The sequence below is a fragment of the Pseudomonadota bacterium genome (assembly GCA_027620075.1).
Classification (GTDB): Bacteria; Pseudomonadota; Alphaproteobacteria; order Rickettsiales; family UBA6187; genus 1-14-0-20-39-49.
Map to the genome: position 1 here is coordinate 280049 of JAQCEY010000001.1, position 16461 is coordinate 296509.

Genomic DNA, 16461 nt, shown 5'->3' on the forward strand with positions numbered 1-16461 from the left:
GTCTAATATGCTTGCATTTAGCGGTTTTATTACTTATTAAAAACATTTAAAAACGGAACCTTACGTTTAACGCTTGCGATTTATGTCATGCTGAATTTATTTCAGCATCTAACTTTACTTTAAAAAGACCCTGAAACAAGTTCAGGGTGACATGACAACTTTTAAACGTACAGTTCCATTTTTAAATAATAAGTTTAGTTATGAGCAAAAAGGCAGTTCTATTATTAAGCGGAGGTTTGGATTCGGCGACTACCTGTGCCATCGCAACAAGTGACCGGTATGCGGTTTATGCCCTTTCATTTGACTATGGGCAGCGTCATAATATTGAACTTGCTAAAGCTATTGAGCTTGCAAAGGATTTAAATGTTGCCGAACACAAGATAGTGAAAATTGATTTGCGTCTATTTGGAGGTTCTGCCCTAACAGATAATATTGAAGTTCCAAAGAACAGGGATACCGAATCAAAAGATATACCCGTAACATATGTTCCTGCCCGAAATACTATCTTCCTTTCATATGCTCTTGCATATGCGGAAACTATAAAAGCATACGATATATTTATCGGTGCTAATATACTTGATTACAGCGGTTATCCTGATTGCCGCCCCGAATATTTAAAGGCATATGAGGATATGGCAAACCTTGCTACGGCAGCGACTATTAACACTAACAACCGAATCAAAATAAACGCCCCCCTAATTAATATGTCCAAAGCGGAAATTATAAAAACAGGTCTGGAACTTGGTCTAGATTATTCAAAAACAATTAGCTGCTATGACCCCGATATTAACGGAAGACCATGCGGTCAGTGCGATTCGTGCCGGCTTCGTAACAAAGGCTTCGCACAAAACGGTATAACCGACCCGTCCCTTTAAATCCTTGCAATTTGTCATTTTTTAACGTAATTATAACAAAAAAACTATTAAACAGAGACTACATAATATGGGCGTTGAAAGAGTTTTTAATTCATTTCCGGTTATAAATATAAATGAAGAATTAATACTTCGTCAGATTAGCTATAACGACGCTAAAGAATATTATGAATATATGCAGGACAATGATGTTATACGTTATGTGCCTGAAGAATGCATACCGAGAAATATGGCACGTGTAAAAGAAGAAATAGACTATAATATCGACCTGTTCCGCTATAGAAGAAGCATATATTGGGTAATTGCCCATAAAGATACCGATAAACTTATCGGCTCATGCGGTTTCAACTACTGGAACCGTGACCACCGCAGAGGAGAAATAAGCTATGACCTTAATAAAAAATATTGGGGGAACGGTATAATGAGTCAGGCGGTAAAAGCCGTTTTGGGCTTTGCATTTAGCCAGATGGATTTGCACAGGGTGGAAGCTACGGTCACTCCGACCAATAAGGCATCAATAAACGTCCTTAGAAAAGCAGGGTTTCAAAAAGAAGGGGTGTTAAGAGAGCAAAAACTTCTACACGGTAAGTTTGAAGATGCTATAATAATGTCACTTTTACAACGAGAATATTTAAAATTTTAAAATACTAAATATATGTCAGAATCTATATATAATTCACTTTCGCAGCTCGGCTCACAAACCGAATCACCCAAGTCACCTGAAGAAGCAATAATAGAAACGGTAAAAAACCCGAAGGAAGGTATTGATTATCTGGTGCGGTTTACCTGTCCTGAATTTACATCAATATGCCCGATAACAGGGCAACCTGATTTTGCACACTTAGTTATTGATTATGTACCCGATAAACTGCTTATAGAAAGCAAGTCCTTAAAATTATATTTGACATCATATAGAAATCATGGGGCATTCCACGAAGATTGCACTATGTCAATCGCACTTCGTATTATTGAAGAAACAAAACCCAAATGGCTTAGAATAGGTGGCTACTGGTATCCTAGAGGCGGAATCCCTATTGATATATTTTATCAGTCCGGCGAGCCTCCGCAAGGAGTTTGGATACCCGAACAAGGCGTTTTGCCATATAAGGGAAGAGGTTAATTTTTATATAAAATTTTTATTATGAATGACAAAAATTTATTAAATTTTCCCTAGAACTTATGACTATAAAAGTATATTATATTTGCTCATAAAAATTACTAAAAATGAGCTATTATGTATCGTCAAATATCCCATAATATTGAAGTGACCGTTACTCCCGAATATGAAGATGAGCAGTCGTCGCCTATGGATAACTTCTTCATTTGGGAGTATAATATCCGCATCAAAAACAATAGTTCGGACATAGTGCAGTTGCTTCGAAGGCATTGGGTTCTTGTAGACGATAAAGGGCAAATGCAGGAAATAGACGGAGACGGCGTAATCGGTTTGCAACCAGTACTAAAACAGGGCGAAGAGTTTGAGTACTCAAGCAGTGTTCATCTTACCGAATCATCAGGTGTAATGATGGGATCTTACGATATGGTTAAGATGGACGGAGAAGTGATAATTGTGGAAATTCCGCCATTTTCGCTGGATTGTCCTCACATTCAAAGGATTGCGAACTAATTTATGGGAAACTCATCTTCAAGACCTACGCTTTATTATTCCGCACCTTCAAAAGAATTTAAAGAAAAAATGACTCAAATGGGTGTAAATTTACCGGATTTGCATAAAGAATATAATCTTCCTGCAAAATACAAGGATTCTGAACATTTTCAAAAAAAACTTCTTACTAAAATCGACAAGTGGGAAGATGGAAAAATTAGTTATGAATCGTTTAGCACATGGCAAACTAAATTAGCACTTGAAATAGTAGAAAGAAATCCGTCATTACAAGGTTTAATCAGTAATGCAATTGACAATGATTCCGGTTATAATGAAACAGGATACACACGTCCGGAGCTTACCCACCTTTTACATGGAGTAGCATCACAATTTAATGAAGATGACATAGGTTATTATCTTAATTGCAATAGAACCGAAGAAAATAATACCGAATATACAAGGCGTGTCGATTCAAAAGTTATAAAAATAAGTGATAATGATGATGATTTACCCCAATGGATAATGTCCGAACCAACATCGCAGAAAATAATTACCGCTATAGACAGAAGAATAAATAGAGTGCTTAACCCTGATAACTTCTTAGGAACCGGAAGAATACGTTAACAGTTCTTAATCCTAGGTGGTGTTTTCGTTTTTCAATATATTAAAAATCTCCCATAGCGTGACGCATAAAAAACTTCTTCAAAGGCGTTATCTTATTAACTGTGGCAAGACCGATTCTGCGTGCATGTTTTACAGGTATTATATTATTAGAAAATAATCTTGTAAGAATATCCGTTGTGGCAATAAGAGATATACTATCGAATTTTCTGGTTTTAGCATATTCTTCTAAAACCATATCGGAACCGATATCCTGTCCTGTTTTTTTTGCGTTGCCTATTAAGTCTTCTAAAACCGAAACATCTCTTATCCCAAGGTTAAAGCCCTGCCCTGCAATAGGGTGTATGCCGTGAGCCGCATCACCTACCAAGGCAAGCCTTGTAGAAGTGTAGCTCTTTGCAAGGTTTAACGAAAGCGGATAAGAAAAACGGTTACTCGCAAGCTCAATCTTACCCAAATAACCTGCAAACCTAATCGCTATCTGTTCAATAAATTCACTATCGGTCATTTTCATGTAAACGGGTGCAAGCTCTGTCGGCTCCGTCCATACCAATGACGAATGATAACCGCCATGCATAGGTAAAATAGCGAAAGGTCCGGTCGGCAGAAATTTTTCTACCGCCACTGCGTTATGGTGTTTTTCATGTTTTACCGTACAAACTATTCCTGTCTGCTTATAGTCGTATGATGTACTTTTTATATTTGCCGACTTTCGTATATTAGAATGCTTTCCGTCAGCGGCTATGATTAACATTGAAGATATTTTTTGCCCCGAATCCAAAGTGATTGCAGCTTTATTTTTTTCTAACTCGACATCTTGGTATTTTGTTTTATCAATTATCCTAAGATTTTTATATTCAGATGCTTTTTTAAATAATACGTTCCTAATATACGAGTTTTCTATAATATAACCCATAGGGAGGCTACCCACCATTTTATGGTCGTAATGGACGAACAAAGGTGACTCACCGTCACTTACCCTTATATCAAGTATAGGCTGTGCTTTCTTTTTCAGGTCTTCCCAAAGCCCCAGCCTATCGAATATTTTTGATGAGCCGTAAGATACGGCACATGTCCGTCCGTCCGATTCTTTGGATTGTAGATTTTTAATATCGGCATATTCAATTACAGCTACATCAACATTATGTTGTGCAAGCAAAATTGCAGTTGTTATGCCGGTTAAACCTGCACCGATAATCGTTACATCTGTAGATATATTTTTAACCATGCTTTTATGATATCATGAAAAATAAAAATGTCATTTAAAGACTGACTAAGATGAAGGCTCATCCGCCATTACTTCTTTAGCATTTTTATAATCACCTGCCCTGAACTGGTTTTTAAGCCTGCTAACTTCATATTCGGTCATTCCGATAGCTTTTAACAACGCTCCTGCCATTTGCAGCCCTGCTTCATATTTTTCAGGAACGACAATTGTTGCCCCCACTTTTTCAAGTGATTTTAAGTTTCGCAAGTCCACAGAGCGTACAACGATAGGAATATCCGGATAAGCCTTATGGATTATACTGATAGTTTTCTTTAAATACACGCTTTGATCGATAGTAATAATAGTCGCTTTTGCTCTTTCTATGCCTACTGCCTTTAAAGCATATAGTTTACTTGCATCTCCGTGATGAACGGGAAATCCGTTTTCCCTGCCGTTCTTAGCCCTTTTTGCATCGGCTTCAATTACTACATAGTTTATTTTCTGTGCCGAAAGCAGCCTTGCCACCATTTCCCCTACCCTTCCGAAGCCTGCAATAACAACGTGCCGGTTTAGGTCTGAAGCCGAAGGTAGTACCGTATTATCATCAGCCGAGATATGTGAGTCGGTTCTTTTGCATACAAGTTCGCCTATTTTTGAAAGTGCCGGAGTCAGTGCCATTGAAACAGTAACTACGGTTAGTAGTATTTGCGAGGTTTCTGGCTCAATAATGGCTATATCGCCTTTTGATGCCAGTCCGAACAAAATGAAGGCAAACTCACTGCCTTGAGCCAGTAACAATCCGGCATGTATTGAAGCTCCCCATGAAAACTTAAACAATCTTGCCAAAGTGATTATAATAGATGCTTTTGTAAATATAAGTGCAACCGAGGCAAAAATTATAATGTAAAGTTTTTCATATATTATATGAGGATTTATCGTCATGCCTACGGTCATGAAGAACAGCCCCATAAGAAGACCTTTAAACGGCATTATGTTATCTTCAACCCGATTTTGATATTGCGTTTCGGCAACTAACAATCCTGCGATGAACGCACCCATTGCAAGTGACAAATCCATTGCATTCGTGGCAAGCGACGAGCCTAAAATAACAAATAATGTAGCAGCGACAAAAAGCTCACTACTATTGATAGAGGCTATAGAGTTAAATAGCGGACGTATTATTAAACGCCCGAGGAAAAAGATTATTACTAATGCAAGTGCTGCTTTTATTGTTGCAGTACCCATTGACAAAAATACACTGCCTTCCTTGGCAGCAAGTAACGGAACTAATACTAATAAAGGCACAACTGCAAGGTCTTGCAATAACAATGTAGCAAGTGACAGCCTGCCCACCTGCGTGGATTGTGCATTAGCATCGGCAATCACCATAAGGACTATGGCAGTTGAAGAAAGCCCCAGTGAACCGCCTATGATTATTGCGGCTTCAGGAGGCATGCCTATTATCATACAGAATAAGCCTATAGCAATCGATGTCAACATAACTTGAGCCGTTCCAAAGCCAAATACATGCTTTCTCATTACCATAAGCCTGTCAATCGTAAGCTCAAGACCTATTGCAAACAGTAAAAATACGATACCCACCTCGGCTACGATATGCAGGTCTTTTGAATCAACATAACTAAAACCGTTTTCTCCAATGATAGCACCTGCTACAAGATACCCGAGTACAGGGCTAAGGTTAAGCTTTTTAAAAAAGGTTACAACCAATATTGCTGCTGATAAAAGGATAACGATTTGAGGTAAATATCCAAGCTGTTCCATATTCTCCATGCGTAGAGTAAACACTAAAAGTTTTAAAAAATGGTTAAGGGTAGTTCAATTTGTTGCTATATACTATTTAGGCTATATTATATAGCACGAATATTATCTAATAAGCAATTTATTATGGAACGAAAAGTTGTACTTGTTACAGGCGGAGCAAAGCGTATAGGAAAGTCAATATCCTTACATATGGCATCATGTGGCTGGAATGTTGTAGTTCATTATAACAACTCAAAAAACGAAGCTGAAGAAACATACGATGAAATAACAAAACTTGGAGTTGACTGTTTTTTAGTTCAGGCCGATTTATCGGGCGAAAAGCAATTGGAAAATATCTTTACCGAATATAACGGTAAATTCGGTAAAATTTCATGTCTTATCAATAATGCCTCAATAATCAATAATGACCATATAGATGATATATCGTCTTATAATATGCAGGTTCATAATAATGTTAATTTATATGCACCTATATTATTATCTAAAGCCTTCGTTCAAAATTTAGGGGGCGATAAAGGCAATATAATTAATATGATTGATTATTGCGTATGGAACTTACCCGACACATTTTTATCTTACACTTTAAGTAAGTTCGGTTTATGGGGAGCTACGCAGATATTGGCGAAAAAACTCGCACCTTCCGTCAGGGTTAACGCAATCGGTCCGGGACACAGCCTGCGCAACGACAAAGAAACTATAGAGGGTTTTCAAAGGGCAAAAAAATCCACTCCTTTACAAACATGTGCCGATGTAGACGAAATATGTACTGCGATTGATTTTATACTTTCATCTTCCTCCATGACCGGACAAATGCTGGCATTAGACGGCGGAAAACATTTAGTGGGTGCTGATTTTTATTAATTAAGCCTCTTCAGTCTCAAGTGCTTCTTTTTCAAGTGCCAGAATTTCATTTACAGAATAGATATTAAGCAAATGCTTGACTTCATAGCCTATATTTATCCAGCGTTTGGCGTTCGCATCATCACGTTCGCCCAAATAAAAACGAGCAACTTCAACAGCTTTCGGCAAAGCTCTCTTTCCGTATTTTTGAATTAATCTGGTAGCTGCTCGTTTTATTTCATATTCTTTCATAGTGTTAAATTATAATTTTTTATTAGTTATTGTCAATCTAGTACAAAAGCGTACTTGATTAGTGATGTTTTTTTATGTAGATTGCCGAATCTAGAACATAAGCGTAACAAATTCGGAGAATATAATGACTAATGTTGCAGTTGTTGGTTCGCAATGGGGTGACGAGGGAAAAGGAAAAATAGTTGATTGGCTTTCAAACAGAGCCGATGTTGTGGTTCGTTTTCAAGGCGGACATAATGCGGGTCACACTTTAGTTATAGACGGTGTCGTCTATAAACTTAGTCTTTTGCCGTCCGGAATCGTACGTAAGGGGAAAATATCGGTTATCGGTAACGGAGTTGTAATTGATCCTTATGCTCTCATCAAAGAGATAAATAACGTTTCGGAAAAAGGTGTAGAAGTAACCCCTAAGAATTTGATTATTGCTGAAAACGCAGCTTTAATACTAAGTGTACACAGACAAATTGACAATATCGCCGAGGAAAAACGAGGCTCAGGCAAGATTGGAACTACCGGAAGGGGTATAGGACCGGCATATGAGGATAAGATAGGTCGCAGAGCCATAAGGGTTTGTGATTTAGCCGATAAGGAGCAGTTGTCGAAACGTATTGATTCCCTTTTAGAACACCATAACGCATTGCGTAGAGGGCTGGGTGCCGATGAAGTCAAAAAAGACGACATTATGAAGGAACTGCTAGATATAGCAGATGAGATACTACCTTATGCCAAGCCTGTTTGGAAAGTTCTTGATGAATACAAGAATAAGGGTAAAAAAATACTATTTGAAGGTGCGCAAGGCATCATGCTTGACGTTGATCACGGAACATATCCGTTTGTAACGTCATCATCTACTGCGGCAGGTCGTGCATATGGCGGTTCGGGTTTCGGAATGGGCGGAATCGGATATGTACTGGGAATTGCAAAGGCATACACTACCCGTGTGGGTTCCGGTCCCTTCCCTACCGAGCTTAATAATGAAATAGGTCAGCTAATCGGCGAAAGAGGGCGTGAATTTGGAACTGTTACGGGCAGAAAAAGAAGTTGCGGCTGGTTTGATGCGGTTTTAGTAAGACAGGCTATCAAAATTTCAGGCATAACGGGAATAGCACTGACAAAACTTGATATCTTAGACGGTTTTAAAGAAATAAAGATATGTATCGGCTACAAATACAAAGGTGAACATCTTGATTATCTTCCGGCCGCTCAGAATATTCAGGCACAGGTTGAACCTGTTTATGAAACTATTGAAGGCTGGAGCGAAAGTACGGCAGGAGCTAGATCATTTAAAGAGCTTCCCGCCAATGCCGTAAAATATGTCCGCCGTATCGAAGAGCTTATAGGAACGCCCGTAGCTATTTTATCCACAAGTCCGGAACGTGACGATACTATTTTGATGAAAGATCCTTTCCAGTAGCGATAAAACTTTACATTAATGAATTAATATTCTATTAACGATTGCACTTGGTTAAATAGTTAACCATATTAACTTTGAATTTACTTTTCGCCTCGTGTTATTAAATTCAAATTTACTATATTACTAACCGGAGAATAGTATCTATGCTTGCGTGTAGAACTTTTGCACAAAATGCTGCGAAAATTTTAAAATCACCGCTTTCTAATAGTGAAGCCGTGCGTTATGTTACCGGCACTACAAATGTCAAAGGTATAGATTACACAAACCCTTTAGCCTCCGTACTTGAAGGACCTCCGTTAGATCAACGACTGGAATTAAAAAATAATCAAATAGTCGTTAGCTCCGTAGTAAAGCCGGAAGAGCAATTCGAACAAGGTTTGCCCTATAATTCGCAGGAATTACGGGAAGATTATAATAAATTTTACGAAATTGCCACTCCGCAAATTACATCACTTTTTACGGAAAATAACACGTCAAAGCGCGTTAAAGATACCTTAAATAACTTCCATAGACATGTTATGGAACAAGAAAATAAAGAAAAAAACGGCGAAGGTAAACACGTGGAAAGGTTAAACTCAAAAAATGATGCCTTATCAAGGTGACAATCTGCTTCGACCTTCACAAACTGTCGTCATAGCTTTACACTTTGATAAAAATAGTGTATAAAAAACTAAAAAATAAAGATAAACTAATAAAAAGGAGATATATTATGGGAGCATCAGGTTCAAAAATAATTCAAAAAACTACTGAAAAAGCAGCAAAATCACAAATCAGTGAACAAGCAGTAAAAAAAGGCGTGAAGTACTTCAAAGAAGAGGCCGACGCTATGTGGGAAATATCTAAAAAAGCATCTTTACCTAATCAAGACACTGTTATTGAAAAAATATTACAAGAAAATAAAAAAGACGAAATAGAATTTGCTAAATTGTTCCCTAAAAAAGAAAATGCGTTAGAACGTGCCAATCGTGATTTAAGTGATTTATACGCACCGTTTGCAGATAAAGTTGAAGCGGAAACTCGTGGCAGAGGCGGGAAATAATAAATAAAACATTAAAGGCAGGTGGCTTTTTACTCACCTGCCTTTATAACTAACAGCATGGCATACTTACACCTGAAACTTTTTCTTCAGAACAATCAAAAACTCCGTAATGAACAGAAAAGTCACCTATTAGTTCAAAATGTTCGGCATATCTGGTTTCAGCCAGCATTTTAAAGGTATTTCCGCATATCGGATAAGGAAGCCCTGTTTTAAATTCATGGTGGTCATCTAATACAAAGCTATGCGGCATATCTTTTATAGTACCTTTATAAAAAGCAACCTGTCCGTAATTTTCGCATATATCTTCAAAATCACATTTAAAGGCTCGGACTGTAATTGATGAAAAATTAATATTACCGGCTTTCTCAACAATTTCAGCATCATCAATATTTATCGGTGATTTTCCGACAACCCTAAAATCATGACAATTCACAGATTGCATCATGCGGCGGAAGTCTTCTGTGTATAAAGCCCCTCCCAGACATTCGCCCAGCATCACCTTATCTTCTTTTAGCTCCCGAGGAACTCTCCTATCTGCAAAAACATCGGAAAAATATAACTCTCCACCCGTTTTCAGCACACGGAAAACTTCTTTAAACACCGCTTCTTTATTTGAAGAAAGGTTAATTACACAGTTTGATACTACCACATCTACGGATTCATTATCCAAGAATGACAAATCTTCGATAAAGCCTTTTTTAAATAACACGTTAGGTTCTTCATATCCGAACTTATCCATATGGTATCCCATATGTTTATTGGCAACACTTAACTGCTCATCGGTCATATCAATACCGATTATGCGTCCGTTAGAGCCTACTATCTGCGATAATATATAACAGTCCCTGCCCGTTCCGCACCCTAAGTCCAGAACTATTTTATCTTCAAGTAACGGAGGTATCGGAGAGCCGCAACCATAGAATTTAGATACAACTTCCTCATGTACATTACGTAAATAAGGTAAAAGATTTTTAGGCATAGCATCAATAGGGCAACATGCGTTAGTCTTCAAATCTTTGCTGCTAGCAAGCGTTTGCCCGTAATATTCCTGAACGTCCTCTTTAATTTTATCAATAGCCGCCATAATTATCTCCTGCCTGTTAGCTTACAACAAAAACTTAATCTATTATTTTTGATTAGTCAAAAGAATCGGGGGGAATGTTCGATAAATTGCTTCCCACACAAATTAAACGATAACATTAACAATAGCCCGATTATTTAATCTACTTAATCTTCAAATGATTGCGGATTGCAAGACCGATAAGGAATAGCAAGCCGATGGATAGAAGCGTTTGCAAGCCTGATGAAAGAACGTAAATAATATATAGCATATCCACATTTCCCGTGCCATATGCGGCAAATAAACTTTCCATAACAGAATCATAGTTTTTCTTACTTGACGGCAGGAATAATACCGTATGACGAAGTGATAAATAAATACCTTCTTCTATGTAAAAGCTATCCATAAGGTTTTCCCTTTTGAACTTTCCTGCAAGAAAAGGGTAGAAATATACCATTGATAAAAATAACGCTAACAACCCTTTTAATGGCTTTACGATACTATTTCCACATTCGCATATTGTGTCATATAAATGAATGAACTTATGTGTACGCCAGTCAGAATCAAATGTTTTTTTAGATTTTCTTTTTGCTGCCTCGGCTCTGGATAGCAACTCTTTACGGAAAAAGAAGGTTTCCCAATCATGTAAATGCGAATCATTCATTAATCTTTTTAACTGGCTATAGCTAAGTGTGTCGCCTACGGGGTTTGAACTTCCTTTTATATCAGGCAAGGTAACATCATAAAAATTAAAGACTCCTGTAATACTTACACCGGAAACTTTTGGAACTTTTTCAAATATTGCATTTTGAAAATTACAATCGCTTTCAAAATTAGTTTTATGTATAGATAAAAAGTCAATTTTTGCAGAACTAAAATCAGCATCTGACGAAAAATTCGCAGAACTAAAATCGGCATATGAACAAAAACTCGCAGAACTAAAATAGGCATATGACGGAAAACTCGCAGAACTAAAATCGGCATATGAACAAAAACTCGCAGAACTAAAATCGGCATATGACGAAAAACTCGCATAACTAAAAGAGGCAGCTGACGAAAAACTCGCAGAACTAAAATCGGCATATGACAAAAAACTCGCAGAACGAAAATCACATTTAGCAGGAAATATATATAGTGAAAAATCCGCTTCTTCATTCCAATCGGTTTTTAAAAAATCAATATTGTCATGAACTGACGGAAGTTCCAAATCATCTATGCCCGAAGATGATATCATTTCTTGTTCAATTTCATTTTTTTCCCGAATGGTCAGTACTTTGTATTCTTTAAATTTTTCTAAAGCTTCGATTTTTTCTTCTTGAATGCTAATTAATCCATCTTCTTTATGCAAATGGGAGGATTTCTCAATCTTCGCCAACTTTTCCTTAGCTTCCGCAATCAACTTATCAATCCGCCCGTCATCTTTGCCGTTTTTGTCAAAAAAAGCCTCTCTTGCCCAACGGTTCCATACTTCCCTGCCCTGTTTATATAGCCAATAATGCGGTTTGGTTTGTACCGGAACTAAGTCAGGCTTTTTGCTATCACATACCGCTTCACTTGAACAGCTCATTAAGAATCCCTTTCAAATTTGTTTTTTATAGATAAATTTAGCAGGAAGGAAAGCCATGAAAAGAAGAGAATTTCTTTCTTGAGGTAAACCTAGCTAAATTATTATCTTCAATGCTAAGTAGCTCTTTGAAGGCTTGCTCGGTATCGTTGCAGTAGTCGTCAGGAGCACCGGTCATGGATTCTTTTGTGGCGATATTCGCTATTTTTGTAACGAAGCTACTTAACTTAGACTCGTAAGCATCGCCGTAAATTCTTTTAAAATATGACTTTATTACATTACCGCCTTTAGACAGCTTGTCATTATATTTATTCATGAATTTGTTGTATTCTTTCTGTTTTTCACATGATAATGCCGCCACCATCATGCTGCTTTGAATTGCCTTAAAGTCGAGTGCTTCAATTTCATTATTGTTTGCACAATTAGCGTATGATTGATACGGTAGGCTTGATAAAACAAGTATGGCTACAAATTTTTTCATATAATTAATCAAGAGTTAGTTATTTTTTTGACGACTTATTCTCTACAATTGTATTTGTAATTTCACAGACGGCACTTATTAAACGATACATCAATTCAATATCTTCATCAATAATAGGGTCTTCATCTATCGGATTCGGTTCAAATAAATCATGAGGATGCGGTATAGTCAGCAAAACTTTGTCACCATAAAAACTGCAGGCTATATCATTATTAAGTGATTCCATCTCACTTGTTCCGTACAAAGGATCTTCTTTATATATATCGGATAGCTTAGCTGTCTTAACTTCCGAAACTTCATCTACGGCTTTTTCCCACCATAAAGGCTGATTTTTGTTACCCTGTTCTGCGGACTCGTTCATGAGTTGCTCGTAAAAAAGCTGAAGTTTGTCATCGGAATGTGTTATTTGTGCTTCTAAGCCTACTATATATTCAGACAAGCTTATGAATGACTTTAATAATTTCTCACATATAATCTTGTTAGCTTCTTTTTCATCAGTTGTGTACATCTCGAAACGGTCTTCCATATTTTTTACTGGAGGTTCGAGCCTTTTATAGCCTTTAAATTTTTTCTTAATGTAATCCAGATGCTTTTTATGGTCTGCAAAAAGCACGGTATTGCCTTTAAACGGCCCTCTTAGGACTAAATTAGGGTTGCATACGTCAAGAACGATTACAAGACCTTTAAATACGGCTATATTCTTCTCATCAGAGCGTTTTACAAGGGATATTTCAGCTATGTCTATTTTTGTATTATTAAATACACCGGTTATCCTGTCTTCAGTGGCATATCCTGTATGTTCAGGTATTATCATAGAGTTGTGTAAATACTGAAAAGGCAGTGTGTGGTCTCTTTTAAATTCAAAATCTCCAAAGAATTTTAGTAATTCACTAAATATTTCTTCTTTAGCGTCTTTTTTTCGATCATTTTTGTAATTATTTAAGTCTGAGCTTATAAATGATAGTATTTTATTTAAAATATATTTTTTCTTATGAGAGAGCAGGTTGTGTTTTTCTATAATAGGTCTAACATTAGCCTCAACATGCTCATAGTATTTATGTTTATTTAGCTCCATATTGTCACCTGTTATCCATATTAATAATATAATAATATAATAATATAATAATATAATAATATAATAATATAATAATATAATACTATCCTACATTTTTATAATTCTTTTGTAAAAAGAATTTATCGCTCTATATTTGATAAATATGAAGTTGGTTTTATTATTTATACTATTAATGGTTACCGGTTGCACTTCTGTCGCCTCCTCAACGGCAGCATTGATGGTTGCACTTCATTCGCAAAAGCAAGAGAGAGACACAAGGCGCTATAAGGGGATTGATAGGTGTTTCATCTCCGATAGACCGAGTCCGTTAGAGGTCGGTTATAATTTGTTTAATGGAATTTTTCCAAGTGAAGATTATCAGATAATATTAAACCCTGAGCTAAAGGGAGGTAATAATTATTCTGATAATGATTTATCTTACGCTTATTTTTATATAGCCTATAAGATGATGGATTCAAGAGCATGGGATTATATGGAGCTTGTAAAGCCTCAATTGGCTGAGGGTCGTTCAAAGGAAGTTGAGGATTTTATTGACGGCAAGTACCTGCAATCATACCTGACTAAATGCTTTGATGTTCCTGATAAATATAAAATTAGATTGAAAGACAGGGAGCTTATTAAAAGCAGGTAAATTTACGCAGCTTTGCCGTTTAAGCGTGCCGTGGCTTTTTCATTTCCGATTAAAGGAAGTATCATTTTTAATTCAGGGCCGTTATCACGAGCCGTCAGGGCTTTGCGTATAGGCATGAACAAATCTTTTCCCTTTCTGCCGGTGGCTTCTTTAACCCTTGATGTCCATTCGTTCCATGTATTTTCGTCCCATTTGCCATCAGGTAGCAGCTCGCTTGCTTTTTTTGCAAAGTCGGCATCATCAATTATAGGTGTTAACTGCTTTTTACAGATTTCCCACCATTGTTGAATTTCTGATAACTTATTCAGGTTAGCCTTAACCGATTCAAAGAATTCCTCATCAATGCCGCTCATTTCCACGCGGTCTTTTACATCATTGAAAGAGAATTTATGAATAATCTTTGGATTAAGCCTTTCTAGCTCGATATATTCATATATTGCAGCATTTTTTGTGAATCTTTTAATGTCGAAATTGTCTATTATTTCCTGCATTGATGTTCTTGGCTCAACGGGGTCTGAAGTCCCTAATCTAGCAAGGAAGCTATTTATGGTCAGCACTTCAATACCTTCTTCACGCATAGCTGCTATGTCATATCCGCCTTCACGTTTAGATATCTTACCGTCCTTGGCTTTCATTAACGCACTATGTGCAAATGTAGGGATTTTTCCGCCTATAGCTTCAAAGAGCTGAATTTGAATCGCCGTGTTGCTAACATGGTCTTCGCCACGTACAACATGAGTAATAGCGAAATCCACATCATCAATGGCAGAAGGCAGCATATATGTAGGATTGCCGTTAGCCCTTATCAGAACAGGATCGGAAAGGTTTTTAGCTTCAAAAGTAATAGTGCCTTTTATTTCATCTTCCCATGATATGGTTTTGGTGTCGTCCAGCCTGAAACGCCAATGCGGTTGGATTCCCTGTTTTTCAAAATCCGCTTTTTGCTGATCCGTAAGTTTTAGGGCGGCTCTGTCATAAATCGGAGGCAACCCCCTGTTTATCAACATCTTGCGTTTTATTTCAAGCTCTTCCGCCGATTCATAGCAAGGATATAGCAGGTCGTCTGAAATAAGTTTTTGTTTGATTTCTTCGTATCTTGCAAGCCTGTCTGACTGCCTTGCGAAAATATCCCAATCCAGACCGAGCCATTTTAATTCGCTTTGTATTGCGGTTGCATATTCTTCCTTAGAGCGTTCGGTGTCCGTATCATCAAGCCTTAGCATGAATTTACCGTTATTCTGACGTGCTATCAAATAGCAAAGAAGTGCGGTTCTCACATTTCCGATGTGAATTAAGCCCGTAGGAGAAGGTGCGAATCTTGTAATAACTGTCATAGCAGGGGCTTATATTATATTTTAATAATATTTTCCAGCTTTATTTTCAACTAAATGGTTGCCAAGGATTGATATAAATATTAGTTTTTCTATCTTGAGTTAACTTTTATTAAATTTGTTTTGGTATTTAAGTTAAATAGTAGTATAATAATCAACTGCATTTAAAAAATTATGAGGTGTTACAGTGGGAGCTGAAAAAAAAGAAAAAGTAAATTCGTCTGAAAAAGTTGAACTGCCGAAAGGTTATAAACCTTCGGAGAAAGAGGAATATATGAACCCTTTACAGCTTGAATATTTCAGACAGAAATTATTGTCGTGGAAAGCCGAACTTCTTGATGAATCAAGGGAAACTCTGGATCACCTAAAAGAAGAAAACTGGCAGGAGCCTGATGTAAACGACAGGGCTTCGGTTGAAACCGAAACCTCTCTGGAACTTCGGACACGTGACCGTTACCGCAAGCTTATTGATAAAATTGATGCCGCTATCCGCCGTATTGACCAAGGAGAGTACGGTTACTGTCAGGAAACAGGTGATGAGATAGGCTTAAAGCGTCTCGATGCCCGTCCGATAGCCACTTTAACTATTGAAGCTCAGGAACGCCACGAAAATTATGAGCGCACTCACATCGATGAGAAAGACGACGTTTAGTTTTTTCACATTGTCATATGCCGACTTATTCGGC

Annotated in this window: 19 protein-coding genes; 11 read left to right on the forward strand and 8 right to left on the reverse strand. The window is 37.2% G+C overall.

The features are described 5' to 3' along the window. The first annotated feature begins 200 nt into the window (after positions 1 to 200). From queC to O2942_01550, 5 genes are all read left to right on the forward strand, one after another. Positions 201 to 875 carry a 7-cyano-7-deazaguanine synthase QueC gene (queC, locus tag O2942_01530; GenBank protein ID MDA0780928.1) on the forward strand — a complete coding sequence of 225 codons (675 nt, stop codon included), beginning with the start codon at positions 201 to 203 and terminating at the stop codon, positions 873 to 875. A 67-nt stretch (positions 876 to 942) separates the two neighbouring features. Next, a complete protein-coding gene (locus tag O2942_01535; GenBank protein ID MDA0780929.1) occupies positions 943 to 1515 on the forward strand; it encodes a GNAT family protein in 573 nt (190 codons plus the stop codon). A gap of 12 nt (positions 1516 to 1527) precedes the next feature. Beyond that, on the forward strand, positions 1528 to 1992 hold the full coding sequence (gene queF / locus O2942_01540; protein MDA0780930.1) for a preQ(1) synthase: 465 nt from the start codon (positions 1528 to 1530) through the stop codon (positions 1990 to 1992). A 114-nt stretch (positions 1993 to 2106) separates the two neighbouring features. Beyond that, positions 2107 to 2499 carry a Co2+/Mg2+ efflux protein ApaG gene (gene apaG, locus O2942_01545; protein MDA0780931.1) on the forward strand — a complete coding sequence of 131 codons (393 nt, stop codon included), beginning with the start codon at positions 2107 to 2109 and terminating at the stop codon, positions 2497 to 2499. A gap of 3 nt (positions 2500 to 2502) precedes the next feature. Beyond that, positions 2503 to 3102, forward strand: a complete 600-nt coding sequence (locus tag O2942_01550) for a hypothetical protein (protein MDA0780932.1) — start codon at positions 2503 to 2505, stop codon at positions 3100 to 3102. A gap of 40 nt (positions 3103 to 3142) precedes the next feature. On the opposite strand, the gene ubiH is transcribed toward O2942_01550, so the two are convergent. Beyond that, a complete protein-coding gene (gene ubiH, locus O2942_01555; protein MDA0780933.1) occupies positions 3143 to 4327 on the reverse strand; it encodes a 2-octaprenyl-6-methoxyphenyl hydroxylase in 1185 nt (394 codons plus the stop codon). Positions 4328 to 4372: 45 nt separating this feature from the next. Beyond that, positions 4373 to 6088 carry a cation:proton antiporter gene (locus tag O2942_01560; GenBank protein MDA0780934.1) on the reverse strand — a complete coding sequence of 572 codons (1716 nt, stop codon included), beginning with the start codon at positions 6086 to 6088 and terminating at the stop codon, positions 4373 to 4375. Positions 6089 to 6211: 123 nt separating this feature from the next. On the opposite strand from O2942_01560, the gene O2942_01565 reads away from it, so the two are divergent. After that, positions 6212 to 6949: an SDR family oxidoreductase gene (locus O2942_01565; GenBank protein ID MDA0780935.1), complete on the forward strand. Its 738-nt coding sequence runs from the start codon at positions 6212 to 6214 to the stop codon at positions 6947 to 6949. Here O2942_01565 and O2942_01570 read toward each other — a convergent pair whose 3' ends face one another. After that, positions 6950 to 7180 carry a hypothetical protein gene (locus tag O2942_01570; protein MDA0780936.1) on the reverse strand — a complete coding sequence of 77 codons (231 nt, stop codon included), beginning with the start codon at positions 7178 to 7180 and terminating at the stop codon, positions 6950 to 6952. It lies immediately after the preceding gene. Positions 7181 to 7304: 124 nt separating this feature from the next. On the opposite strand from O2942_01570, the gene O2942_01575 reads away from it, so the two are divergent. The 3 genes from O2942_01575 (at position 7305) to O2942_01585 (ending at position 9633) form a co-directional block, all read left to right on the forward strand. Then, positions 7305 to 8594, forward strand: coding sequence for an adenylosuccinate synthase (locus O2942_01575; GenBank protein ID MDA0780937.1), 1290 nt, complete (start codon positions 7305 to 7307; stop codon positions 8592 to 8594). Between the two features lie 143 nt (positions 8595 to 8737). Continuing rightward, positions 8738 to 9196 carry a hypothetical protein gene (locus O2942_01580; GenBank protein ID MDA0780938.1) on the forward strand — a complete coding sequence of 153 codons (459 nt, stop codon included), beginning with the start codon at positions 8738 to 8740 and terminating at the stop codon, positions 9194 to 9196. A gap of 107 nt (positions 9197 to 9303) precedes the next feature. Further along, a complete protein-coding gene (locus O2942_01585) occupies positions 9304 to 9633 on the forward strand; it encodes a hypothetical protein (protein ID MDA0780939.1) in 330 nt (109 codons plus the stop codon). Positions 9634 to 9682: 49 nt separating this feature from the next. Here O2942_01585 and O2942_01590 read toward each other — a convergent pair whose 3' ends face one another. The 4 genes from O2942_01590 to O2942_01605 form a co-directional block, all read right to left on the reverse strand. Further along, the gene (locus O2942_01590; protein ID MDA0780940.1) at positions 9683 to 10717 is read right to left on the reverse strand and encodes a methyltransferase domain-containing protein; all 1035 of its coding nucleotides are present in this window, start codon (positions 10715 to 10717) and stop codon (positions 9683 to 9685) included. Positions 10718 to 10856: 139 nt separating this feature from the next. Then, entirely contained in the window at positions 10857 to 12260 is a 1404-nt protein-coding gene (locus O2942_01595; protein ID MDA0780941.1) for a hypothetical protein, read from the reverse strand. A gap of 37 nt (positions 12261 to 12297) precedes the next feature. Beyond that, entirely contained in the window at positions 12298 to 12738 is a 441-nt protein-coding gene (locus O2942_01600; GenBank protein MDA0780942.1) for a hypothetical protein, read from the reverse strand. A 19-nt stretch (positions 12739 to 12757) separates the two neighbouring features. Beyond that, a complete protein-coding gene (locus O2942_01605; protein ID MDA0780943.1) occupies positions 12758 to 13813 on the reverse strand; it encodes a hypothetical protein in 1056 nt (351 codons plus the stop codon). 172 nt (positions 13814 to 13985) lie between these two features. Between O2942_01605 and O2942_01610 the strand changes: the two genes are divergently transcribed. Then, a complete protein-coding gene (locus O2942_01610) occupies positions 13986 to 14444 on the forward strand; it encodes a hypothetical protein (GenBank protein ID MDA0780944.1) in 459 nt (152 codons plus the stop codon). A gap of 2 nt (positions 14445 to 14446) precedes the next feature. On the opposite strand, the gene gltX is transcribed toward O2942_01610, so the two are convergent. Beyond that, positions 14447 to 15778, reverse strand: a complete 1332-nt coding sequence (gltX, locus tag O2942_01615) for a glutamate--tRNA ligase (GenBank protein ID MDA0780945.1) — start codon at positions 15776 to 15778, stop codon at positions 14447 to 14449. Positions 15779 to 16049: 271 nt separating this feature from the next. Here gltX and dksA point away from each other — a divergent pair, with 271 nt between their 5' ends. Beyond that, positions 16050 to 16427: an RNA polymerase-binding protein DksA gene (gene dksA / locus O2942_01620; protein MDA0780946.1), complete on the forward strand. Its 378-nt coding sequence runs from the start codon at positions 16050 to 16052 to the stop codon at positions 16425 to 16427. Positions 16428 to 16461: the final 34 nt, after the last annotated feature.

What these genes read in the sequence shown, in the direction of transcription:
- O2942_01575 (MDA0780937.1), top strand. Translation starts at nt 7,305, where the DNA reads ATGACTAATGTTGCAGTTGTTGGTTCGCAATGGGGTGACGAGGGAAAA.
- O2942_01565 (MDA0780935.1), top strand. Translation starts at nt 6,212, where the DNA reads ATGGAACGAAAAGTTGTACTTGTTACAGGCGGAGCAAAGCGTATAGGA.
- O2942_01585 (MDA0780939.1), top strand. Translation starts at nt 9,304, where the DNA reads ATGGGAGCATCAGGTTCAAAAATAATTCAAAAAACTACTGAAAAAGCA.
- O2942_01610 (MDA0780944.1), top strand. Translation starts at nt 13,986, where the DNA reads ATGGTTACCGGTTGCACTTCTGTCGCCTCCTCAACGGCAGCATTGATG.
- O2942_01605 (MDA0780943.1), bottom strand. Translation starts at nt 13,813, where the DNA reads ATGGAGCTAAATAAACATAAATACTATGAGCATGTTGAGGCTAATGTT.
- O2942_01590 (MDA0780940.1), bottom strand. Translation starts at nt 10,717, where the DNA reads ATGGCGGCTATTGATAAAATTAAAGAGGACGTTCAGGAATATTACGGG.
- O2942_01580 (MDA0780938.1), top strand. Translation starts at nt 8,738, where the DNA reads ATGCTTGCGTGTAGAACTTTTGCACAAAATGCTGCGAAAATTTTAAAA.
- O2942_01535 (MDA0780929.1), top strand. Translation starts at nt 943, where the DNA reads ATGGGCGTTGAAAGAGTTTTTAATTCATTTCCGGTTATAAATATAAAT.
- O2942_01560 (MDA0780934.1), bottom strand. Translation starts at nt 6,088, where the DNA reads ATGGAACAGCTTGGATATTTACCTCAAATCGTTATCCTTTTATCAGCA.
- O2942_01550 (MDA0780932.1), top strand. Translation starts at nt 2,503, where the DNA reads ATGGGAAACTCATCTTCAAGACCTACGCTTTATTATTCCGCACCTTCA.
- apaG (MDA0780931.1), top strand. Translation starts at nt 2,107, where the DNA reads ATGTATCGTCAAATATCCCATAATATTGAAGTGACCGTTACTCCCGAA.
- ubiH (MDA0780933.1), bottom strand. Translation starts at nt 4,327, where the DNA reads ATGGTTAAAAATATATCTACAGATGTAACGATTATCGGTGCAGGTTTA.
- dksA (MDA0780946.1), top strand. Translation starts at nt 16,050, where the DNA reads ATGAACCCTTTACAGCTTGAATATTTCAGACAGAAATTATTGTCGTGG.
- queF (MDA0780930.1), top strand. Translation starts at nt 1,528, where the DNA reads ATGTCAGAATCTATATATAATTCACTTTCGCAGCTCGGCTCACAAACC.
- O2942_01600 (MDA0780942.1), bottom strand. Translation starts at nt 12,738, where the DNA reads ATGAAAAAATTTGTAGCCATACTTGTTTTATCAAGCCTACCGTATCAA.
- O2942_01570 (MDA0780936.1), bottom strand. Translation starts at nt 7,180, where the DNA reads ATGAAAGAATATGAAATAAAACGAGCAGCTACCAGATTAATTCAAAAA.
- O2942_01595 (MDA0780941.1), bottom strand. Translation starts at nt 12,260, where the DNA reads ATGAGCTGTTCAAGTGAAGCGGTATGTGATAGCAAAAAGCCTGACTTA.
- gltX (MDA0780945.1), bottom strand. Translation starts at nt 15,778, where the DNA reads ATGACAGTTATTACAAGATTCGCACCTTCTCCTACGGGCTTAATTCAC.
- queC (MDA0780928.1), top strand. Translation starts at nt 201, where the DNA reads ATGAGCAAAAAGGCAGTTCTATTATTAAGCGGAGGTTTGGATTCGGCG.